This is a genomic window from Glutamicibacter sp. M10 (assembly GCF_025452055.1).
Classification (GTDB): Bacteria; Actinomycetota; Actinomycetes; order Actinomycetales; family Micrococcaceae; genus Glutamicibacter.
This window is the reverse complement of the sequence record NZ_CP104918.1, coordinates 1,973,678-1,992,422: the sequence shown is the minus strand read 5'-3', so window position 1 is coordinate 1,992,422 and position 18,745 is coordinate 1,973,678. Positions and strand designations below refer to the sequence as shown.

General features: G+C 55.8%; 18 protein-coding genes and 1 pseudogene. 5 read left to right on the top strand and 14 right to left on the bottom strand.

The genetic code is table 11. The annotated features are described in order from the left end of the window. Nucleotides 1–69 precede the first annotated feature (69 nt). Nucleotides 70–543 carry a QcrA and Rieske domain-containing protein gene (locus N6V40_RS09720; RefSeq protein ID WP_131088494.1) on the top strand — a complete coding sequence of 158 codons (474 nt, stop codon included), beginning with the start codon at nucleotides 70–72 and terminating at the stop codon, nucleotides 541–543. A 91-nt stretch (nucleotides 544–634) separates the two neighbouring features. Here N6V40_RS09720 and N6V40_RS09715 read toward each other — a convergent pair whose 3' ends face one another. Next, nucleotides 635–1,609 (bottom strand): aldo/keto reductase, encoded by a 975-nt coding sequence (locus tag N6V40_RS09715; RefSeq protein WP_262199715.1) that lies wholly within the window; start codon nucleotides 1,607–1,609, stop codon nucleotides 635–637. A 132-nt stretch (nucleotides 1,610–1,741) separates the two neighbouring features. On the opposite strand from N6V40_RS09715, the gene argG reads away from it, so the two are divergent. Further along, nucleotides 1,742–3,169, top strand: a complete 1,428-nt coding sequence (gene argG, locus N6V40_RS09710) for an argininosuccinate synthase (protein WP_262197479.1) — start codon at nucleotides 1,742–1,744, stop codon at nucleotides 3,167–3,169. Nucleotides 3,170–3,253: 84 nt separating this feature from the next. On the opposite strand, the gene N6V40_RS09705 is transcribed toward argG, so the two are convergent. The 7 genes from N6V40_RS09705 to N6V40_RS09675 form a co-directional block, all read right to left on the bottom strand. After that, nucleotides 3,254–3,571, bottom strand: coding sequence for a hypothetical protein (locus N6V40_RS09705; RefSeq protein WP_262197477.1), 318 nt, complete (start codon nucleotides 3,569–3,571; stop codon nucleotides 3,254–3,256). Continuing rightward, nucleotides 3,568–3,903: a hypothetical protein gene (locus N6V40_RS09700; RefSeq protein ID WP_131088497.1), complete on the bottom strand. Its 336-nt coding sequence runs from the start codon at nucleotides 3,901–3,903 to the stop codon at nucleotides 3,568–3,570. Before N6V40_RS09700 ends, N6V40_RS09705 begins: the two co-directional genes overlap by 4 nt. A 14-nt stretch (nucleotides 3,904–3,917) precedes the next feature. Next, nucleotides 3,918–4,286, bottom strand: a complete 369-nt coding sequence (locus N6V40_RS09695; protein ID WP_396267668.1) for a GNAT family N-acetyltransferase — start codon at nucleotides 4,284–4,286, stop codon at nucleotides 3,918–3,920. Nucleotides 4,287–4,412: 126 nt separating this feature from the next. Next, nucleotides 4,413–4,982, bottom strand: coding sequence for a hypothetical protein (locus N6V40_RS09690; protein ID WP_131088499.1), 570 nt, complete (start codon nucleotides 4,980–4,982; stop codon nucleotides 4,413–4,415). Nucleotides 4,983–5,023: 41 nt separating this feature from the next. Further along, entirely contained in the window at nucleotides 5,024–5,614 is a 591-nt protein-coding gene (locus N6V40_RS09685) for a DUF402 domain-containing protein (protein WP_131088500.1), read from the bottom strand. After that, nucleotides 5,611–7,578, bottom strand: a complete 1,968-nt coding sequence (gene dxs, locus N6V40_RS09680; RefSeq protein ID WP_131088501.1) for a 1-deoxy-D-xylulose-5-phosphate synthase — start codon at nucleotides 7,576–7,578, stop codon at nucleotides 5,611–5,613. Before dxs ends, N6V40_RS09685 begins: the two co-directional genes overlap by 4 nt. A 196-nt stretch (nucleotides 7,579–7,774) precedes the next feature. Next, nucleotides 7,775–8,314 (bottom strand): GNAT family N-acetyltransferase, encoded by a 540-nt coding sequence (locus N6V40_RS09675; protein ID WP_262197475.1) that lies wholly within the window; start codon nucleotides 8,312–8,314, stop codon nucleotides 7,775–7,777. An 80-nt stretch (nucleotides 8,315–8,394) separates the two neighbouring features. On the opposite strand from N6V40_RS09675, the gene N6V40_RS09670 reads away from it, so the two are divergent. Next, nucleotides 8,395–9,009: a class I SAM-dependent methyltransferase gene (locus N6V40_RS09670; protein ID WP_165477274.1), complete on the top strand. Its 615-nt coding sequence runs from the start codon at nucleotides 8,395–8,397 to the stop codon at nucleotides 9,007–9,009. Between the two features lie 92 nt (nucleotides 9,010–9,101). Here the strand turns inward: N6V40_RS09670 and acnA are convergent, their stop codons facing one another. The 3 genes and pseudogenes from acnA to N6V40_RS09655 all read right to left on the bottom strand — a co-directional run bounded on the left by acnA (nucleotide 9,102) and on the right by N6V40_RS09655 (nucleotide 15,344). Further along, the gene (acnA, locus tag N6V40_RS09665; protein ID WP_262197474.1) at nucleotides 9,102–11,837 is read right to left on the bottom strand and encodes an aconitate hydratase AcnA; all 2,736 of its coding nucleotides are present in this window, start codon (nucleotides 11,835–11,837) and stop codon (nucleotides 9,102–9,104) included. 164 nt (nucleotides 11,838–12,001) lie between these two features. Then, the gene (locus N6V40_RS09660; RefSeq protein ID WP_131088505.1) at nucleotides 12,002–13,324 is read right to left on the bottom strand and encodes a class I SAM-dependent RNA methyltransferase; all 1,323 of its coding nucleotides are present in this window, start codon (nucleotides 13,322–13,324) and stop codon (nucleotides 12,002–12,004) included. A 26-nt stretch (nucleotides 13,325–13,350) separates the two neighbouring features. Next, a pseudogene (locus N6V40_RS09655) lies at nucleotides 13,351–15,344 on the bottom strand (APC family permease). 144 nt (nucleotides 15,345–15,488) lie between these two features. Between N6V40_RS09655 and N6V40_RS09650 the strand changes: the two are divergent. Beyond that, entirely contained in the window at nucleotides 15,489–16,166 is a 678-nt protein-coding gene (locus tag N6V40_RS09650; RefSeq protein ID WP_262197473.1) for a potassium channel family protein, read from the top strand. A gap of 14 nt (nucleotides 16,167–16,180) precedes the next feature. Beyond that, complete coding sequence (locus tag N6V40_RS09645) at nucleotides 16,181–16,846, top strand: potassium channel family protein (RefSeq protein ID WP_131088508.1); 666 nt, start codon at nucleotides 16,181–16,183, stop codon at nucleotides 16,844–16,846. Here N6V40_RS09645 and N6V40_RS09640 read toward each other — a convergent pair. The 3 genes from N6V40_RS09640 to N6V40_RS09630 form a co-directional block, all read right to left on the bottom strand. Then, complete coding sequence (locus N6V40_RS09640; RefSeq protein WP_262197471.1) at nucleotides 16,843–17,571, bottom strand: DUF3159 domain-containing protein; 729 nt, start codon at nucleotides 17,569–17,571, stop codon at nucleotides 16,843–16,845. The two genes, N6V40_RS09645 and N6V40_RS09640, sit on opposite strands and share 4 nt — an antisense overlap. 63 nt (nucleotides 17,572–17,634) lie before the next feature. Further along, a complete protein-coding gene (locus N6V40_RS09635) occupies nucleotides 17,635–18,009 on the bottom strand; it encodes a hypothetical protein (RefSeq protein WP_131088510.1) in 375 nt (124 codons plus the stop codon). A gap of 2 nt (nucleotides 18,010–18,011) precedes the next feature. Next, the gene (locus tag N6V40_RS09630) at nucleotides 18,012–18,728 is read right to left on the bottom strand and encodes a DUF3710 domain-containing protein (protein ID WP_131088511.1); all 717 of its coding nucleotides are present in this window, start codon (nucleotides 18,726–18,728) and stop codon (nucleotides 18,012–18,014) included. Nucleotides 18,729–18,745: the final 17 nt, after the last annotated feature.

Below are 18,745 nucleotides of genomic sequence, written 5' to 3'. Positions count from 1 at the left end.
GTAGTGACAGCAATTAATTAATTTCCAATTCCTTAGCACCGTCACAGCGACTTCTGTCAGAATAAACCCATGACTGACTTCGCCTTACCAGCACGCCGCACCATCATGTGCGCTTCTGCAGCCCTTGGTTCCGCCGCATTGTTGACCGCTTGCGGTGACGGACATTCGGAAGCTGATACCCCTGAGGCCTCTGCCGCACCGAAGCCAACCGGTGAAGGGCAGAAAGTCATCAAGCTGTCCGATCTTGAAGTCGGTGCACGCACTTCCGTTCAGGCAAAACATCCCTCTGGCGCGGAAATACCAGTACTACTGTTCCGCCCAGATGAAAAGTCTGTACTGGCCTTCTCCAGCGTCTGCACACACCAAGGTTGTGTAGTCACCCCCGATTCAAGCAAAGATGATTTCTTCTGCGCTTGCCATGGCTCTCGGTTTAAGCCGGCTGATGGAACCGTTCTTGATGGTCCTGCCGTCGCCCCGTTGGCCAGGTACGCTACCGAAATCACCGACGGTCAGGTCGTTGTGTACGTAACTGAAAGCAAGTAAAAAAGCTTCAGCGCAAAAATTGAGAGGTTGCAACCCTTTAGGGTCGCAACCTCTCAGTTTAATTATTGGTCCGAGCTAGTGGTTCTTCAGACTAGAACAGGGCCACTTTGGTCGGCGCCGGGAAGATCTCATCAAGTTCCTTGCGCTCTTCTTCTGTCGGTACCCAGCGTACAGCTTGAGCATTCATCTGGATCTGCTCGGGACGAGTGGCGCCAGCAATCACAGAAGTGACTGGTTCCTGTGCGGCCAACCATGAGAAGGCAAGCTCGATTGGTGCCAGATCGCGCTGCTGGGCGAACTGGGCGAAGCGATCAAGCTGTTCAAAGTCGGAGGTCTCGACCAATTGCTGTCGAGCATGGGTGAGGCGGCTACCAGCAGGTGCATGGCCCTTTGAATATTTTCCGGTGAGCAGGCCGTTAGCCAATGGGAAGTACGGAAGCACGCCGAGGCCAAATTCGCGGGCGGCTGGCAGGACTTCCAACTCGGCGCGGCGATCAATCAAGTTGTAATGATTTTGCGCCGAGATGAATCGTTCGGTTCCCAATTCGCGAGCCACGTACTCTGCCTGGGCGATCTGCCATCCGGCACGATTTGAGTGGCCAATGTAGCGGACCTTGCCGCTGGTCACTAAGTCGTCCAGCGCACGGAGGGTTTCCTCGATCGGAGTGTTCGCATCAGGAGTGTGGAATTGGTACAGATCAATATGGTCAGTACCCAGACGCTTTAATGACGCTTCCACAGCCTTCATGATGTAGCGACGTGATCCGCGGGCGTTAAAATCTGGTCCGTTAGCTCCGGCAACATCCATGCCGAATTTAGTGGCCAACACGATATTTTCGCGGTTCTTGCCCAGCGCTTTACCCAGGCGTTGTTCGGAGAGCCCAGCAGTTTTGCCATAGTTGTCGGCAACATCGAAGAACGTGATTCCAGCGTCCAAGGCTGCATGAACCACGGCGTCGGTACCTTCTTGGCTCTGCGTGACGGTCCCCGAGCGTCCCAGATTGTTGCATCCCAAACCAACGACTGAAACGCTCAAACCACTGCGGCCTAGTTGACGGAATTCCATGTGCACCTCACTGTTTTTCATCTGCCGCTTCACTGCGCGACCTTATACCCATAGGCTATCTGGTAGGTCTGAAAAGCAAAGAGTCCAAGACACAATTCACTGCATTGCATATTTATCCATTAGGATGGAAACATGTCTAAAGTTCTTACCAATCTTCCTGTAGGCGAACGCGTCGGAATCGCGTTCTCCGGTGGCCTCGACACCTCGGTGGCAGTAGCGTGGATGCGCGACAAGGGCGCCATTCCTTACACCTACACTGGCGATCTCGGCCAGTACGACGAGCCGGACATCGACGCCGTTCCAAGCCGTGCGCTGGAATACGGTGCCGAGAATTCCCGTCTGGTTGACTGCAAGCCAGCACTGGTTGAAGAAGGCTTCGCAGCACTGGCCTGCGGCGCTTTCCACATCCGCTCCGGTGGCAAGACTTACTTCAACACCACCCCATTGGGCCGCGCCGTTACCGGCACCCTTCTGGTTCGCGCAATGCGCGAAGATGGCGTGGACGTGTGGGGCGACGGTTCGACCTACAAGGGCAACGACATCGAGCGTTTCTACCGCTACGGCCTGATGGCAAACCCAAAGCTGCGCATCTACAAGCCTTGGTTGGATCCAAACTTCGTCACCGAGCTCGGTGGCCGCCAGGAAATGTCGGAGTGGCTTCAGGAACACGACTTCCCTTACCGCGACTCCGCCGAGAAGGCATACTCGACCGATGCCAACATCTGGGGTGCAACCCACGAAGCTAAGACTCTGGAACTGCTGGACAGCTCCATCGAGTCCGTTGAGCCAATCATGGGCGTTAAGTACTGGGATGAAAGCGTAGAGATCAAGACCGAAGACGTTTCGGTTTCCTTCGTCGCTGGACGTCCAGTTGCCATCAACGGCAAGGAATTCACCGACTCGGTTGCCTTGGTCAATGAAGCGAACATCATCGGTGGACGCCACGGTCTGGGCATGAGCGACCAGATCGAAAACCGCATCATCGAAGCTAAGTCGCGCGGCATCTACGAAGCACCAGCTATGGCGCTGCTGTACATCGCCTACGAGCGCTTGGTTAATGCGATCCACAACGAAGATACCGTTGCCAGCTACCACAACGAAGGCCGCCGTCTGGGCCGCCTGATGTATGAAGGTCGCTGGTTGGACCCACAAGCTCTGATGCTGCGCGAGTCGCTGCAGCGCTGGGTTGGCTCTGCCATTACCGGTACCGTAACCGTTCGCTTGCGCCGTGGAGATGACTACACGATCGTGAACACCGAGGGCGAGAAGCTCAGTTACCACCCAGACAAGCTGTCCATGGAACGCGTGGGCGACGCAGCCTTCGGTCCAGTGGATCGTATCGGTCAGCTGACCATGCGAAACCTGGATATTGCCGACTCGCGCGGTCGCCTAGAACAGTACGCCAGCATGGGTCTTGTCGGTGGAACCACCGCTGAGCTGGTTGGCTCGCTTGAGGAAGGTGGCGCTGACGATATCGTCAACGCAACCCGCGTTGATAGCGACGATCTTGCTACCGATCGTGCCATCGAATCTGCAGCCTTCGACGCTGGTACAGACTAGTATCTGACGGCTAAACAAAACCGGTCGAAGCTTCTCATTTTAGAGAATGCTTCGACCGGTTTTTTGTGCCCGTTTGGGCTGCTGCTAGCGCGAAAATCCATTCAGCGCAGCCAAGGACTGTAACGCCATGATGAAACCAACGAGGGCTAGAAAACGAATCGACCCATGAATCACTGAGCCCCGCTTGCTATCTTTTGAAGGCAATGAAATGACTTCATCCGCCAACCAGGTGACCAGCGTGATGACCGTACCAATGAGCGCCACTTGTTCTTCGGGTAGTGACATGGCTTTGGCCATGGCAGTACCGATTCCTACACCGGCAATGACCTGCAACAGCATCCAAAGCCATTGTTTGATACTCCGGCGCTGCTTGGGCTGAGCTGAAAGTTGTTCTTGGCTCATGCTTCAATCAGCGTGAGCAATGGGCTAACGGCAAGGGTAAAGCCCACTAGGGATACAAGGCGCAACACCAAACGAACTCGGGCACCGGGCTTGGTGTTAGGCGCAGGCAGTCGGAAGCCCTGCTCAACGATCCAAACAACAACAATCACCAGCACACCAGCCAGTGCAAGCTTTGCCGGGGCAGCTCCGGAGAACACCGAAGCGATACCCAGACCGATAATCACGCCAACACAAGCTTGGAACACCAAATGCAGTGGCGTTCGAGTGGCACCCATCGGTGGCGCCTTGCGTTGGGCACCGGGAGTCTCGTCCCGATCTTCCTGTGGAATCATTTCTACTAAGTTCCTTATTTCTTGCGGTCGGCGGAAGCACGGTTGCTGGGGGTGACTTCCTTGCACAGCAAAAGGCCACTTCCGCCAGTGAACTGCACAGAACCGAACTGTGGTGCTCTACAAATTTCTCTAAATCCAAAAGACCGCTGCAACGCGAGCGACGCAGTGTTTTGCGCATTCACAACACACCATGCCCGATCGGCACGGTGGGCTATCCATTCCAGTCGCGCGGTGGTCAAGATTGAGGCCAACCCGTGCTGCTGAAAGTCAGCTGCAATCTCCACGCCGGACAGATAGAACCCTGCCGGTGCCAGTTCATCGTCGGGATCCCACCAGCTTGCCTTAGCCCAGCCAAGCAGCTTATCTTGGGAATCCTTCAGCACTAACTGGCAACCTTCCACGCCAAAACGCGCAGGTTCGGCGTTTCGGCCTAATGAGCGTGAGAGTGCATGTACGGCCTGATAGTCCGCTTCCTGCATTGGTTGCGGAAGAAGAGAAGGCAAAACCAATTAGCTCAGGGTCATTGGCTTCGCTGGCAACGGGTGAACCTGCTTGAGTTTTTCTGGAGTCGCGTAATCAGCGGTGCCGATGCTCATCTTGGTGAAATCGAGCTTGGCTTCGCGGATGCAAGTCTTGATAGCTGAAACAGCGAGCTTTGGAGCCGGCGAAAGAACACGGATATTCAACTTACGTGGAGCAAAATCACTGGACTCAACGGTGCCCAGGCCACGCCATGCCAAGTGACCGGTGAGCGCCTCTTTGACCTTTTTCTCCAAGTACTGGTCACGTTCCGTACCTGCAGCTGACTTCAGCGTGTACTGAACGATGACCCAAGTCTGGTCTTCATCCTTGATTTCGGCGTAGCCTTCATCGGTGCATGCCTGCAGGAAACCCGCAAAAAGCTCGTCGGCACGGTCGTTGTTCACGTCCTGAACATCGCTGGTGGTGGACATGTGCCCAACGCTGCCATGGTTGATGACAAACTGACCCAGCTCGCCGTCTTCAAACTGCTGGAACCACGCTTCGCGGAAGTGCAGTACGTTCTTGTCGTCTAAACGATAGGTGCGAATAATCGCCATTGTTTTCCCTTTTCAGGTCAGTAAAAAATCAGTAAAAGTGTTTAGGTCGTGGGCAGGTCGCCGGCTTTGGCTAACCATTGGTTTCGATAGGACCGGTCAAAAGGTGAAGCATCTGTTGCGACGAGGTCCAACAACTCTCGCGCCGCTCCGCTCATTTCCGTTTTTAGCTGCTCTGGATAGCCCATAGCCACAGAGTGTTCTTCGAATTCGTCTTCGTCATCCAAGAATGTCCCCCGACTACGAGAGCGAATAACGTCCAGATCAAGATCTATCGAATTCACTTCCCAGCCACCAGACTTCATTGCCTGCCAACCGATCTGGTGCGACAAGTCGATATAGACATCAAAGTCTTCCGTGGGCTGTGCGTACAACGTGGCAATCCACGGACCCTCGTGAGGAATGAGGCACAACGCATCACTTTGAGCCAGGTGGGCAACGCCGGGACGCGCTACGAGTGAGCCTTTGGGCTGATGGAGCCAGTGCCCGTACTCGTCTTGTCCGAGGTAGAAACCCGGAACTACCCAGTGTGGCGTGCCATCAAATTTCCAGGCACGGGCGACTACCAACTCACCAGTTGCGATCACTTTTGGTGTGCGAGGAAGTCCTTGGGGGCATGCCTGAACTGAGCTCATAGCTTTGGAATCTGTCCTGTAGGAAGATCCTGCCCTGGTAGTGGACGAGCGAACGGGACCTTGGTTCCGAGCACCTGAGCCAAAGTGTCGCGGGCCACCTGTTGCGCGGTCAGTCCCACACGGTCCAGAACTTCAGCACGGGTACCGTGAGCCAGGAATTCGGTAGGCAAACCAACTTCATTAAGAGCAGTATCAACACCAGCGGCACGCATTTCGGTGCGAAGACGCGAACCAACACCACCAGCGCGGACGCCGTCTTCGATGCAGACAACGATGCGATGGCGAGCGGCCAACGAAATCACCGAGGTTGGCATGGGCAATACCCAGCGAGGATCAACAACGGTGACCGAAACGCCCTGGCTGTTCAGGCGTTGCGCGACGTCCAAAGACAATTCGCTCATCGCACCAACCGAAACGATCAAGACATCCGGAGCGGACTTGTCCCCCAACCGAGCGAGCACGTCCACACCGTCGGGCAAGCGATCGATGGCGTCGATGGGTTCCCCAACTGATCCCTTGGAGAATCGAACAACGCTTGGTGCGTCGCTGATTTCCAGGGCTTCACGTAATTCTTCGCGGAGTCGATCAGCGTCACGTGGTGCAGCCAGATGAAGATTTGGCACAATCTGCGTCAACGCCATATCCCACATGCCGTGGTGGCTGGCGCCGTCAGGACCGGTCACGCCAGCGCGGTCAAGGACGATGGTGACGCCGGCCTTATGCAAGGCAACATCCATGAGCAGCTGATCAAATGCGCGGTTCAAGAAGGTGGCATACACGCAAACCACTGGGTGTAGCCCGCCGAAGGCTAATCCTGCCGCGGTGGTCATCGCATGCTGTTCGGCAATGCCAACGTCAATGACGCGTTCAGGATGCTCTTGAGCCATCTTCTTCAAGCCCACCGGCTGCAACATGGCACCGGTAATGGCGACAATGTCATCACGTTCGTTGGCTACCTTGGCGATTTCCTCGCCAAAGACGCTGGTCCAGCTCTGCGCGCTCGACTTGGAAACGGGCAGACCGGTCACGGGATCAATGATTCCCACGGCATGGAACTGGTCAGCTTCATCGGCGCGGGCTGGAGCGTAGCCGTGTCCCTTTTCAGTCAATGCGTGCACTAGCACTGGTCCCGAATACTGTTTGGCTTGCTGCAAAGCTTCTTCGACGGCACGCTGGTTGTGTCCGTCAATAGGGCCGATGTACTTCAGACCCAAGTCTTCAAACAATCCCTGTGGAGCCCACCAGTCTTTGATGCCTTTTTTGGTGGCATGAAGGGACTTATAGGTGAATCCGCCGACGGCGCCGGATCCCTTGAGCTTGTCTTTGAGCTTTTCCATGGCGTTTTCGTACGCCGGGTGGGTGCGGAACTTATCCAGTTGCTGACGCAGGCCCAGAAGCTGATTGGCCAAACCACCGATAGTTGGGGCGTAAGACCGACCATTGTCATTAACCACGATGACGGCCTTGCGGTCTTTATCGGCGGCAATGTTGTTGACCGCTTCCCAGACCATGCCACCAGTTAGTGCACCATCGCCGACTAGGGCCACGGCATAACGGTCGTTGTTGGACCTCAATTTATTGGCGCGAGAAATTCCGTCGAGCCACGACAAGGATGCAGAGGCATGTGAGGATTCCACGACGTCGTGTTCTGATTCAGCTCGATCAGGGTAGCCTGAGAGCCCGCCTTGCTGGCGTAAGGTTTCGAAGTTCTGGCGTCCGGTCAGCAGCTTGTGAACGTAGGACTGGTGCCCGGTATCAAAGATGATGGAGTCCTGCGGCGAATCGAAGACTCGATGAATGCCTAAGGTTAGCTCGACAACACCAAGGTTGGGGCCAAGGTGGCCACCTGTACGGGCAACATTATCGATCAGGAAAGTACGGATTTCCTCTGCAAGATCGTCTAGTTGTTCTAAGGACAGCGCCCGAAGATCGCTTGGTTTCTTGATGGTCTTAAGCAAAGACACGCTCGTCCCCTTTACAAATTCGCCCGTGGTGGCTGTGAGCCCATGCGAAATACTTAGTCTACCGCGTTGGAACCTTCTCTCATTATCCGCCACCGTTCCAGTTAGTGCGAATTTGCGGGCAATGAGGTTCAATACCATGGGCAATGCCGGTGGATTTCGAAGGTGCGCATGCCGGGAGCGCCTTCAAGTCCGACCTTTAGCTCAACAGTCGCCGGAAAACCCAATGCTCCGGTTGAGCGTACCCATTGGTTTCGGCGATGCGGGCAAAGTCTAGGCGCTGACAAACTTTCTGCGAGGGGACGTTGCCTGGATCTACGATCGCGAAGACCGATTCCCCGCCAGATTCACGGACGTAGTTCAGGACCTCCCTCACCGCTTCCGTCGCAAATCCTTGGCCTTGAGCACTCGGGTGCAGGTGCCACCCAACCTCGATTGGTGTCTGCAGGAAATTCAGGTCAATGCTCTGTTGAGTTTCACCCTGCAACGGTTTGCAAAGAACATTTCCAACCAACGCATCAGTCTCACGATCAGCTACAGCCCAAATGCCTTGCCCTTTGGCGATTATTCCCCGACGTCTAGCGATGGAAGCTAGTGCCTGATCCAAGGTTGTCATGCAAGTTGCGCCCGGACCGAGATACCGCATGGTTGCAGCGCGCGACTCTAGGTCCAGCAAGAATGGTGCGTCGTCAGTTGTCCATGAGCGCAAGTGCAGTCGCTGGGTCAATAATTCTTTCATTGATGGCTCTCCACATCGCAGTATTTATCCAGAGCTTAGCAACATCTTTGATGCTCTTGCCCTGCGCCTATGCTGGTGCAATGAGTAGCGTAGAACCCTCGGTCCAAACTGCCAGTGAATACTCGTCGATAGCCCAGCGCTATATCGACTTGTTCGGTGCCATTGAGCAGGCGGAGAAAGAAGATCGTGAGCTGATCGCTACGTGGGCCGAAGGTGTGCGCGGACCCGTTTTGGATGCCGGATGCGGCCCTGGCCAGTGGACTCAATTTATCTCTGGTCCCCAACGCCCCGCCACGGGCGTTGATATGGTTCCAGAATTTTTGGCTCATGCGGCCAAGAGCTACAGTGAATGCACTTTTCAGCAGGGCGATTTGTCGAATCTGAGTTTCAGCGACAATCACTTTGCTGGGCTGCTGGCGTGGTATTCGGTAATCCATACTCCCCCAGAACAATTGCCTTCAATCTTCTCTGAGTTCGCACGAGTCCTAAATCCTGGTGGTCAATTACTCATGGGCTTCTTTGCGGGCGACAAAGTTCAACCGTTTGCCCACAAAGTCGCACCCGCCTGGTACTTGCCACCTCGATTCTTGGTCGGGCTACTAGAAAACGCGGGTTTTGAACTTCTCGACTCCCAGACCCGCTCGCGCCCGACGGCACGGCTGCACGGTCATGTTGTGGCGCAGTTGAAGTCTTAAGTTGAAGACCCAAGGCAATTGCCTTGGGTCTTCAACTTTGCGTGTTGCGTAACTACTAGTGGAACACTCCGGTATACACCGGGGTGGCTCTACTAGTTAGCAGCGGCGATCTGGCGCAGTACGTACTGCAGGATGCCACCGTTGCGGTAGTAGTCAGCTTCACCTGGGGTGTCGATACGCAGAACTGCGTCGAACTCGGTAACCTTGCCGTCTTGTGCGGTTGCGGTAACCTTCAGGGTCTTCGGGGTGGTGCCGTTGTTCAGCTCAGTCACACCGGAAACTGCGAAGGTTTCGGTACCGGTCAGACCCAGCGAATCAGCGGACTCACCCTCTGGGAACTGCAGTGGCAGAACGCCCATACCGATCAGGTTCGAGCGGTGAATACGCTCGAATGACTCGGTGATGACGGCCTTAACACCCAGCAGTGCGGTGCCCTTAGCAGCCCAGTCACGCGAGGAGCCCGAACCGTATTCCTTACCACCAAGGATGACCAGCGGGGTGCCGGCAGCCTTGTAGTTCTCAGCAGCGTCGTAGACGTAAGCCTGCGGAGCACCTTCCTGGGTGAAGTCGCGGGTGAAGCCACCCTCAACGCCGTCCAGGATCTGGTTCTTGATGCGGATGTTTGCGAAGGTACCGCGGATCATGACTTCGTGGTTACCACGGCGCGAGCCGTAGGAGTTGAAGTCCTTGCGATCCACACCATTCTCGATCAGGTAACGGCCAGCCGGGGTCTCCGACTTGAACGAACCTGCAGGCGAGATGTGGTCAGTGGTGACCGAGTCGCCCAGCTTGAGCAGAACACGAGCGCCGTCGATGTCCTTCACTGGCTGTGGCTCGGCGGTCATACCGTCGAAGTAAGGTGCCTTACGTGCGTAGGTCGACTTTTCGTCCCATGCGAAGGTTGAACCCTCTGGGGTGTCCAGTGCCTTCCAACGATCGTCGCCTTCGAAAGCGGTTTCGTAGCCCTTGGCGAACATTTCCTTGTCAATCGACGAGTCCATGATTTCCTGGACCTCTACTGGCGATGGCCAGATGTCCTTCAGGAAGACGTCGTTGCCCTCGGAGTCCTGACCCAGTGCGTCAGCTTCGAAATCGAAGTCCATGGTGCCAGCCAGTGCGTAAGCGATAACTAGTGGCGGGGAAGCCAAGTAGTTCATCTTTACGTCTGGGTTGATGCGACCTTCGAAGTTACGGTTACCGGTGAGCACCGCGGTGGCTGCGAGGTCGTTGGTGTTGATCGCCTCGGAGATCTCAGCATCCAGTGGACCGGAGTTACCGATGCAAGTTGCGCAACCGTAGCCAACGATGAAGAAGCCAAGCTGCTCCAGGTATGGCATGAGGCCGGACTTCTCGTAGTAATCGGTGACAACCTTCGAGCCTGGTGCAACCGAAGTCTTAACCCATGGCTTGGAGGACAGACCCTTTTCGGCTGCGTTGCGAGCCAGTACGGCTGCGGCCAGCATGACCGATGGGTTCGAAGTGTTGGTGCAAGAGGTGATCGAAGCGATCGAAACCAGGCCGTGGTCCAAGGTGAACTTGGTTCCATCTTCCTTGGTGACCTCAACTGCGGTCGACGGACGGCCGATACCCTGGGTATCTTCGGCGTCAGAAACGTAGTTGTGCAGATCCTTGCGGAACTGTTCCTTCGAGGAAGTCAGCTCGATGCGGTCCTGTGGACGCTTCGGGCCAGCGATCGATGGAACAACGGTGGAAAGATCCAGCTCGATGAATTCCGAGAAACGGATTTCGCGGCTTGGATCGTGCCACATGCCCTGTTCCTTGGCGTAAGCCTCAACCAGTGCCACGTTCTCGTCGCTGCGGCCGGTCAGGCGCAGGTAGTCGAGGGTGACATCGTCGATTGGGAACATTGCGGCGGTGGAGCCGAATTCTGGGGACATGTTACCGATGGTGGCGCGGTTTGCCAGCGGCACCTGTGCGACACCTTCGCCGTAGAATTCAACAAACTTGCCAACAACGCCGTGCTTACGCAGCATTTCGGTGATGGTCAAAACCACGTCGGTTGCGGTGGCGCCAGCTGGGATCGAGCCAGCAAGCTTGAAGCCAACAACGCGTGGGATCAGCATGGAGACAGGCTGGCCAAGCATTGCTGCCTCGGCCTCAATGCCACCAACGCCCCAACCCAACACGCCCAAGCCGTTGACCATGGTGGTGTGGGAGTCGGTGCCTACGCAGCTATCTGGGTAAGCGCGCAGTACGCCGTCGACCTCGCGGGTCATTATGGTACGTGCCAGGAACTCAATGTTGACCTGGTGCACGATGCCGGTTCCTGGTGGAACGACCTTGAAGTCGTCAAACGCAGTCTGGCCCCAACGCAGGAACTGGTAACGCTCACCGTTGCGCTGGTACTCGATTTCCATGTTGCGCTCTACAGCGCCCTTGAAACCGAAGGTATCAATCTGCACAGAGTGGTCAATAACCATTTCGGCAGGTGCCAATGGATTAACACGGGTTGGATCGCCACCGAGTTCCTTGACGGCCTCGCGCATGGTGGCCAAGTCAACAACACAAGGCACGCCAGTGAAGTCCTGCATCAGGACTCGCGCTGGGGTGAACTGGATTTCAGTGTTAGGTTGCGCCGACGCATCCCACTGACCCAGTGCGTTGATGTGCTCGTTAGTTACGTTCGCGCCATCTTCGGTACGAAGCAGGTTCTCAAGCAGAACCTTAAGGCTGTAGGGAAGGCTTTCTGAGCCTTCGACCGCATTCAGTCGGTAAATTTCGTATTCGGTTCCATTGACGTCAAGTACGCCCTTGGCACCGAAGCTGTCCACATTGCTCACGTGGGACTCCTCTCGCCAGACACTCATACTGTTGCACGCGCACACTGTAATTCCAGTTAGGAGTTCCTAACTGAGATAGTCAGGTTCCTAGCGCGGCAGAGCTAGAAACAGTCTATCGCCAACTGCCAGAAAAAGACTCCTCGGAATAAACTTTGACCAAAATTCGTGTCTCAACGGACAAATTCAGGTGATTAACGGCGCACGAAGAGGCCAATGGACTCCATGTGGTGAGTATGTGGGTATAAATCGTGAATCTCCACGTGCTCTAATTCGTAGCCGCGAGCGGTCAAACGCGAGATATCTCGGGCGAAAGATGCAGGGTCACAGGAGACGTAACAAATACGTGAGACACCACTGCTACCCAATTCAGCAGCAACTTGCTTGTCGATACCGGTACGCGGTGGATCAAGGACCACGCCATCTAGCTTCGCGTCACGGGAGACCTGACGTAGTACGTGCTCTACCCGGCCGCGAATGACGGTCGCCTGAGGATAATCGCGAAGATTCTTTTTAGCGTCCGCGTGGGTGCCTGGTGCTCCCTCAATGGAGAAGACCCGTCCTTCTTGTCCCACAGCCTTGGCCAAGGGAACGGAGAACAAGCCAGCGCCTGCATAAAGATCGGCCAGCTGTTCACCACGAACAGGATCAAGTAGATCCACTACTCGTTCCGAAAGCAGGGTCGCGGCGCTGCGGTGCACCTGCCAGAAGCCTTCGCCGGTAATCCGGTACTTCTCCCCCAGCACTTTTTCATTCAGCCAGGGCGAGCCAGCCAAGATCTCCAATGAACCCTTGCCGTCAGAGGCGGAACCACCACGCTGGGTGAACGAAGCGACGTTCACGCCTTCTGGGAATTGCTTGGCCACCTTCAGCGCAGCACCGGAGCTTGCCTCGGAGAGCAAAACCAAAATCGTACGATCGTCCGAACTGGACACCGCTACTTCAACGCGGTCAATACCCGAATAGTTCACCGCATAGATTCCGCTAGCCTCGATGGCTGGATGAGCCAATGGCATCGAAGTAATGGCGGTGAGCTGGTTGCTTCGGAAGCCACTCATGGCCAAGTTGCCGGAGGCATCAACCGAATAGGACATGCGTGTGCGCCAGCCCAAACCGTCAGTTGAACCAGCAACTTCTTGGACCTGGGGGAAGTTGTAATCCTCAGCTTTCATGCCGCCCAAGCGGGTGAACTGTTCGGCCACTACCTGTGACTTCAACTCGCGTTGGTGAGCCAAGGAAATGTGCCCAAATTCAGCACCACCCACGGGATCACGGTGCTTGAGTGCATCAGCCGCATCCCAGAAGTGTGGCACTCGGTGCTCACTGGCTTCATGGACCTCAACTACATCTGCACGCCAAAATTTCGCTTCCCGGGCCGAGTCAGTCAAACGCACCGATACAAGTTCTCCGGGAATACCGTGACGCACAAAAATCACGCGCCCCTCATGGCGAGCGACGGTGTGACCGCCGTGGGCGATATTGCCCAAACGTACTTGCAACGTTGATGATTCAGTCATTTTTTCGTCTTTCGTAGGAAGCATTTTTAGCGGTGTGCGGAAGACTCTTCGGTCGCTCCGCCGCCTAGGTTGTTTGAGGCACTGCGCAGACGCCACGGCACCGAAGCGATCACAACGCCCGGTTCATAGTGCAGGCGGTTCTTTACGCGGAGCGCAGTTTGGTTGTGTACCAGCTGTTCCCACCATTGGCCCACCACATACTCGGGAATGTAGACAACGATGAGTTCTCGCGGGGACTCGCGCTTGATGGAACGAATATGTTCGATCAGCGCTCCAGGAATATCGCGGTAGGGGAAGCCAAGGCCGTAATCGGAACGGGGATCCCCAGTCGGTCCCAGTCTTCGAGGGTGGTCTCGGTTTTTTCCCGTTCCACGTCAACGATGATCGCTTCCAACTTTGAGGGCCGCGAAGCCCGCGCGAAGGCCAGAGCGCGAAGCACCGGTTTGCGCACGGTAGAGACCAGAACCAACGCGTGAACACGCGATGGCAGTGCGGTGACGGCGTAGTCTTCGTCGACCTCGAGTTCGTCATCAACCTTTTGATAGTGGCGCTGCAAGCCATGCATGATGAACATCAATACGAGGATGCCCAGCAGCGCCAGCCATGCACCATGAACAAATCTGGTGGCCAGCACAACAACAAGAACCAACGCTGACAGGACCAAACCAACCAGGTTCAGCAGGCGTTTGCGTTGCTTAACAGCTCGAATTTTACGGTCCGAGATGGGGACAAGGACGCGCTTCCAGTGGGTCAGCATGCCCAGCTGGCTCAGCGTGAAGGAAACAAAGACGCCCACGACGTAGAGCTGCACCATCGAAGTGACATCACCGTGGAAGAGCAGCACCAAGATAATTGCGGCAACGCCCAAGGAGAGGATGCCGTTGGAGAAGCCAAGACGATCGCCACGTGTTCGCAGCTGTCGAGGCAAGAACCCGTCGGTGGCCAAATGGCTGGCCAGCAATGGGAAAGAGTTGAAGGCCTGATTACCAGCCAAAAGCAAGACGGCGATGGTCAACACGGACACTACGATCAGACCCAAGGTGTAGTCACCAAAGACCGCCTGGGCCAGCTGTCCCAATACCGGCACCTGCACGAAGTTCGGCGAAATTGGCTGACCATCAAGCAAGAACGACGCCTGAGGATCGGTGACAACCTTAATCCCGGTGGCACGCGCCAGCATCAATGTTCCCAAGGTTAATACGCCCGATAGCAGGCCAAGAACCAACAAGATTCTTCCGGCGTTTTTTGCTCGCGGCTTAGCCAAAGTTTGAACGTTGGAGATGGGGACTTCAATACCCGTTAGTGCGGCAGATCCAGTGCTGAAGGCACGCAAGATCAGCAATGCTCCAACCACGCCGTGCAGGCCATTGGAGAACTGTGCTTCGGGTACAATAGTGAACTCAGCACTTGGCGCGTGGCCAAGGTTTCCGGTCAATGCCATCACGCCGCCGATGGCGACAAGGGCCAGCATTCCCGCAACAAAGAGGTACACCGGAATTGCTAGGGTCCATTTTCCTTGCCCGGTGCCACGCAAATTGCCAACTACCAACAGTGCCACCAGCGCGGCAGCAACCCAGGCTTTGTGTTCGCCTAGTACCGGGAAAATGGCGCTCAGGTAAGCAGCAGCCGAGGAGCTAGACACCGCAACGGTCAAGACAAAGTCCACCAACAGCGCCGCTGCCACCGCTGTACCGGGACGCGCACCCAAGTTCTTCTTGACGATTTCATAGTCGCCACCACCGGAGGGGTACTCAACAACCGATTGCCGGTACGAGAGCACCAGCACCACCAGAACGGCGAGGACTGCCAATCCCACTGCTGGGGACAGCATCGCTGCCGCGACACCGGCCATAGCCAGCGTCAGCAGGATTTCATCTGGCGCGTACGCCAAAGAGGACAGGGCGCTGGAGGAGAAAATCGGCAACGCTACGTTTGGTGGGAGCGGCTTCTTTTTCAGCTGTTCAGTGCTGAAAGGCCGACCCACAAGAATCCTCTTGAGACCGTCAAATAATGCAGGCACGAGATAACGTTATCGCAGGTGTGCAAACCACACGGGAGGTTCACCGCCAATAATCTTGACCCGAACAGCGCTATTGTTGCATTCGGAGCACACTTAGGCGGTGCGCCGGTCAATCACCACAAGCAGCAATCCAAGGAGTTCTCGGTGGCACATTTTGTGATCATGGGGTGCGGACGCGTCGGCGTTTCGTTGGCCCATACACTGGATTCAGCGGGGCATTCAGTAGCCATCATTGATCAGGATGCTCATGCCTTCCGCCGATTGAGTACAGACTTCTCTGGTTTTACTGTCACCGGACGCGGTTTTGACCGCGACACATTACAAGCAGCCAAAATTGATGGCGCGTATGCTTTTGCCGCTGTATCTAGCGGTGATAATTCCAACATTCTTGCTACCCGTGTAGCCCGCGAAACCTACAACGTGCCACATGTAGTCGCTCGCATTTATGACCCAGGACGCGCCGAAATCTATCAGCGTTTGGGTATCCCTACGGTGGCCGCTGTGCGTTGGAGTACCGACCAGGTATTACGACGCATCCTGCCGGACTACTCGATGCGTGGTGACTACCGCGAGCCTTCGGGCCGATTAGTGCTCTCAGAAGTGGCGCTGAATCGAGGTTGGTACGGACGACTCGTTAAGGACTTAGAAGCAGCTTCTGGGGTTCGTGTCGCCTATCTGACTCGCTTTGGCGAGGGAACGATCCCGCAAAACCGCACACGATTGCAGGGTGGCGATTTGGTCCACGTGATGATGCGTCTGGATCAGAGCAAGGACGTCGAAAAGATTCTTGCAAGCCCACCTGCTCCCCTGTCCAACGACTAATTGAGAGGCATTCCATGAAGGTCATGATTGCCGGAGCCGGCTCAGTCGGTTCCTCTATCGCCCGAGAGCTTGTGATCAACGGTCACGAAGTTCTGCTGATCGACATCCAGCCAGAGATGGCACAGCGCGAAGATCTTGAAGGCGTCAAGTGGTTGATTGGCGATGCTTGCGAGCTTGCCGTGTTGCAACAAGCTCATCTTGAGGACTATGACGTTGTAGTCTCTGCCAGTGGTGATGACAAGGTCAACCTAGTGGTCTCACTGCTGGCTAAGAGTGAGTTCGGAATTCGACGTACCGTCGGACGCGTCAATAATCCTAAGAATGAGTGGATGTTTGATGACGCATGGGGCGTTGACGTCGCGGTGAGCACTCCGCGATTGATGACTGCTCTGGTCGAGGAAGCGGTGGAAGTTGGTGACTTGGTGCGTCTGCTGACTTTGAAGACCGGTGAGGTCTACATGGTCGAGTTCACGGTTCCGCATGATTCTGCGCTCATTGGCCGCGCTATCGGTCGCATTAGTTGGCCGCAGGACACCACCTTGATGGCTGTAGTACGTGATAAGACGCCGTTCCCACCAAGTGCCGACGATGTAGTTGAGGGTGGCGATGAAATCTTCTTCATCACCACCCCACAAGCAGAACCTCTCCTGCGCCGCACCTTGCGCGACGCGACCCGCTAACCTACGGTCGGATCTTGGGCGGCAACGTTTGTGGTCTCGGCTGGTTTGGAAAGTAACCAGGCGAACCACAGACCGGCTGCATACAGGGGTACACCCATTAGTGCACGGGCTAGCCCCAAGGCCACAACGTGGTCGGTGTAGTACATCGGTAGCTGCACCGCTAGGCGTGCGGCAAACACCGCAATCACGATCCACGTGGCAATCTGGTAGCGACGCAGGCGATCGGCCTTCTTGCGCCATTCGACGCCTTCATTGCGAATGAAGCCGAACAACAATCCGATCAGTGGCCAACGGATGACCACGGAAATGATTAGGCCCAGCAGGTAGGCGCCAGAGGTGTAGAAGCCGGGAATGTAGTAGTCCTTGGCATTACCGGAATTGCGAGCGGCAAAGGCACAAATCAAGATTCCGATCAGGCCGGACACCGACTGGACCAGGCTAGAGCGTTTGGTCATGCGGATGACCATGAAGATCACGCCAAGGCCAATCGAAGAGATCAGAGCCCAGGTCAAGTTGGAGCTCAGCGCAAAAACCATGATGAATACAAAACCTGGCACGACGGTTTCTAAGATGCCACGCACACCACCCACGGTGGACAGCAGGTCGATTCCGCCATCTGCGTTCTGAGCAATTTTCGAATTTGCGCCGATCATCGCGGCAAAACTTTGTTGCTGGTTTGGCGCAGGCGCAGGTTGCTCCTGCTGCTCTGAGTCCTCGTTGTGCATCCTGCTCACTTCCATTGGTTCAACAGCACTGATGCTGCCCCGCGTGGCGGAAACTTGCTCCGGTTACCCTCGGGCGACAGGAACGATGATGTAGCGCGGATTAAAAATCGTCGGGACTTGCTCTACGGGCGCGACCATTCCCGAATACTGCACCTTCACCCCAGGCTTGATGCCAGGAACAGATTTTTGTCCCATAAACACCAGTCTCACGTGCGCGACGGTGCCTCGACGGGCAGCAACGCTGCCTAGCTTGTCCACCACCACGGCCTTGAGCAACGGTGCCTGATTTGAAGGCGAGTAACTCACCGATTGAACGTAACCGGTGTGCTTCACTCTGCCCTTGGCCGGTAACTGGGACAGGTTATCCAAGCACAAGTAGTCCAGTGTCGGATCCGCTGGCCCCAGTTGCGGGGTAACGGGCTTACCGTTGAGCGCCATCTCTAGCCAATCTGGGTGATCTCAGGGCCGCGTTCGGGACGCTTTAGCTCTGGTTCTGCTTCCTCGCCTACCGGGCGGGTCTGCGCATTCGCTGGCACGTTCAGTGGCAACAATTCGGCCGGAGGCAGTGGCTTGTCGCCACGGTTCACGATGACATCGCGCAGGACGTTTTCGACGGTTTGGGCTGCTTCTTCATCAGAAATTGCGCTGCCACCGATGACTGCACGCAGGAACCAGCGAGGTCCGTCGATGCCGACAAAACGTAGCGCTACATGACCGTCACGGCCATCGGGTAGTTGCTGTGGAACGCGCGCCAGCAGTTCTTCACCGTAGGCACCGTCGCGCTTAAAGATCTCACCATTTTGGGCGGTGATGTCACTCTTGATTTTGTCTTTGATGCCAGGCCACAGCGACTGCGACTTGGAGGAAGAGAAAGCCATCAGCTGGACGCGCGACTCAGCAACTTCCAGCGACACTGCGATCACACGCTGGTTGGACTCTTCAACGTCCATGCGCACCTTCAAACCGCTCACCGGCTTGATAAGAATCGACCCGAAGTCTAGATACTCGTCCGTGTTCTCAACATCATTAATGTCGAATGGGCCGGCTTTAGGCTCATTAGGCTCAGAGGATTCAGTGGTTTCAGAAGTTTCAGTAGCGACGTCGTTGGATTCGACGGCCGGTTCCTGCTCTTTGGATTTTTTACGCTTGAAAATCATGGTGTCCTTTAAAAATC

Excerpts from the sequence above, each read along its gene's own strand:
- N6V40_RS09645 (WP_131088508.1), top strand. The coding sequence starts at position 16,181 with ATGAAGGTCATGATTGCCGGAGCCGGCTCAGTCGGTTCCTCTATCGCC.
- N6V40_RS09660 (WP_131088505.1), bottom strand. The coding sequence starts at position 13,324 with ATGACTGAATCATCAACGTTGCAAGTACGTTTGGGCAATATCGCCCAC.
- N6V40_RS09685 (WP_131088500.1), bottom strand. The coding sequence starts at position 5,614 with ATGAGCTCAGTTCAGGCATGCCCCCAAGGACTTCCTCGCACACCAAAA.
- argG (WP_262197479.1), top strand. The coding sequence starts at position 1,742 with ATGTCTAAAGTTCTTACCAATCTTCCTGTAGGCGAACGCGTCGGAATC.
- N6V40_RS09630 (WP_131088511.1), bottom strand. The coding sequence starts at position 18,728 with ATGATTTTCAAGCGTAAAAAATCCAAAGAGCAGGAACCGGCCGTCGAA.
- N6V40_RS09675 (WP_262197475.1), bottom strand. The coding sequence starts at position 8,314 with ATGAAAGAATTATTGACCCAGCGACTGCACTTGCGCTCATGGACAACT.
- N6V40_RS09635 (WP_131088510.1), bottom strand. The coding sequence starts at position 18,009 with ATGGCGCTCAACGGTAAGCCCGTTACCCCGCAACTGGGGCCAGCGGAT.
- N6V40_RS09715 (WP_262199715.1), bottom strand. The coding sequence starts at position 1,609 with ATGGAATTCCGTCAACTAGGCCGCAGTGGTTTGAGCGTTTCAGTCGTT.
- N6V40_RS09670 (WP_165477274.1), top strand. The coding sequence starts at position 8,395 with ATGAGTAGCGTAGAACCCTCGGTCCAAACTGCCAGTGAATACTCGTCG.
- N6V40_RS09640 (WP_262197471.1), bottom strand. The coding sequence starts at position 17,571 with ATGCACAACGAGGACTCAGAGCAGCAGGAGCAACCTGCGCCTGCGCCA.
- acnA (WP_262197474.1), bottom strand. The coding sequence starts at position 11,837 with ATGAGTGTCTGGCGAGAGGAGTCCCACGTGAGCAATGTGGACAGCTTC.
- N6V40_RS09700 (WP_131088497.1), bottom strand. The coding sequence starts at position 3,903 with ATGATTCCACAGGAAGATCGGGACGAGACTCCCGGTGCCCAACGCAAG.
- N6V40_RS09690 (WP_131088499.1), bottom strand. The coding sequence starts at position 4,982 with ATGGCGATTATTCGCACCTATCGTTTAGACGACAAGAACGTACTGCAC.
- N6V40_RS09705 (WP_262197477.1), bottom strand. The coding sequence starts at position 3,571 with ATGAGCCAAGAACAACTTTCAGCTCAGCCCAAGCAGCGCCGGAGTATC.
- N6V40_RS09720 (WP_131088494.1), top strand. The coding sequence starts at position 70 with ATGACTGACTTCGCCTTACCAGCACGCCGCACCATCATGTGCGCTTCT.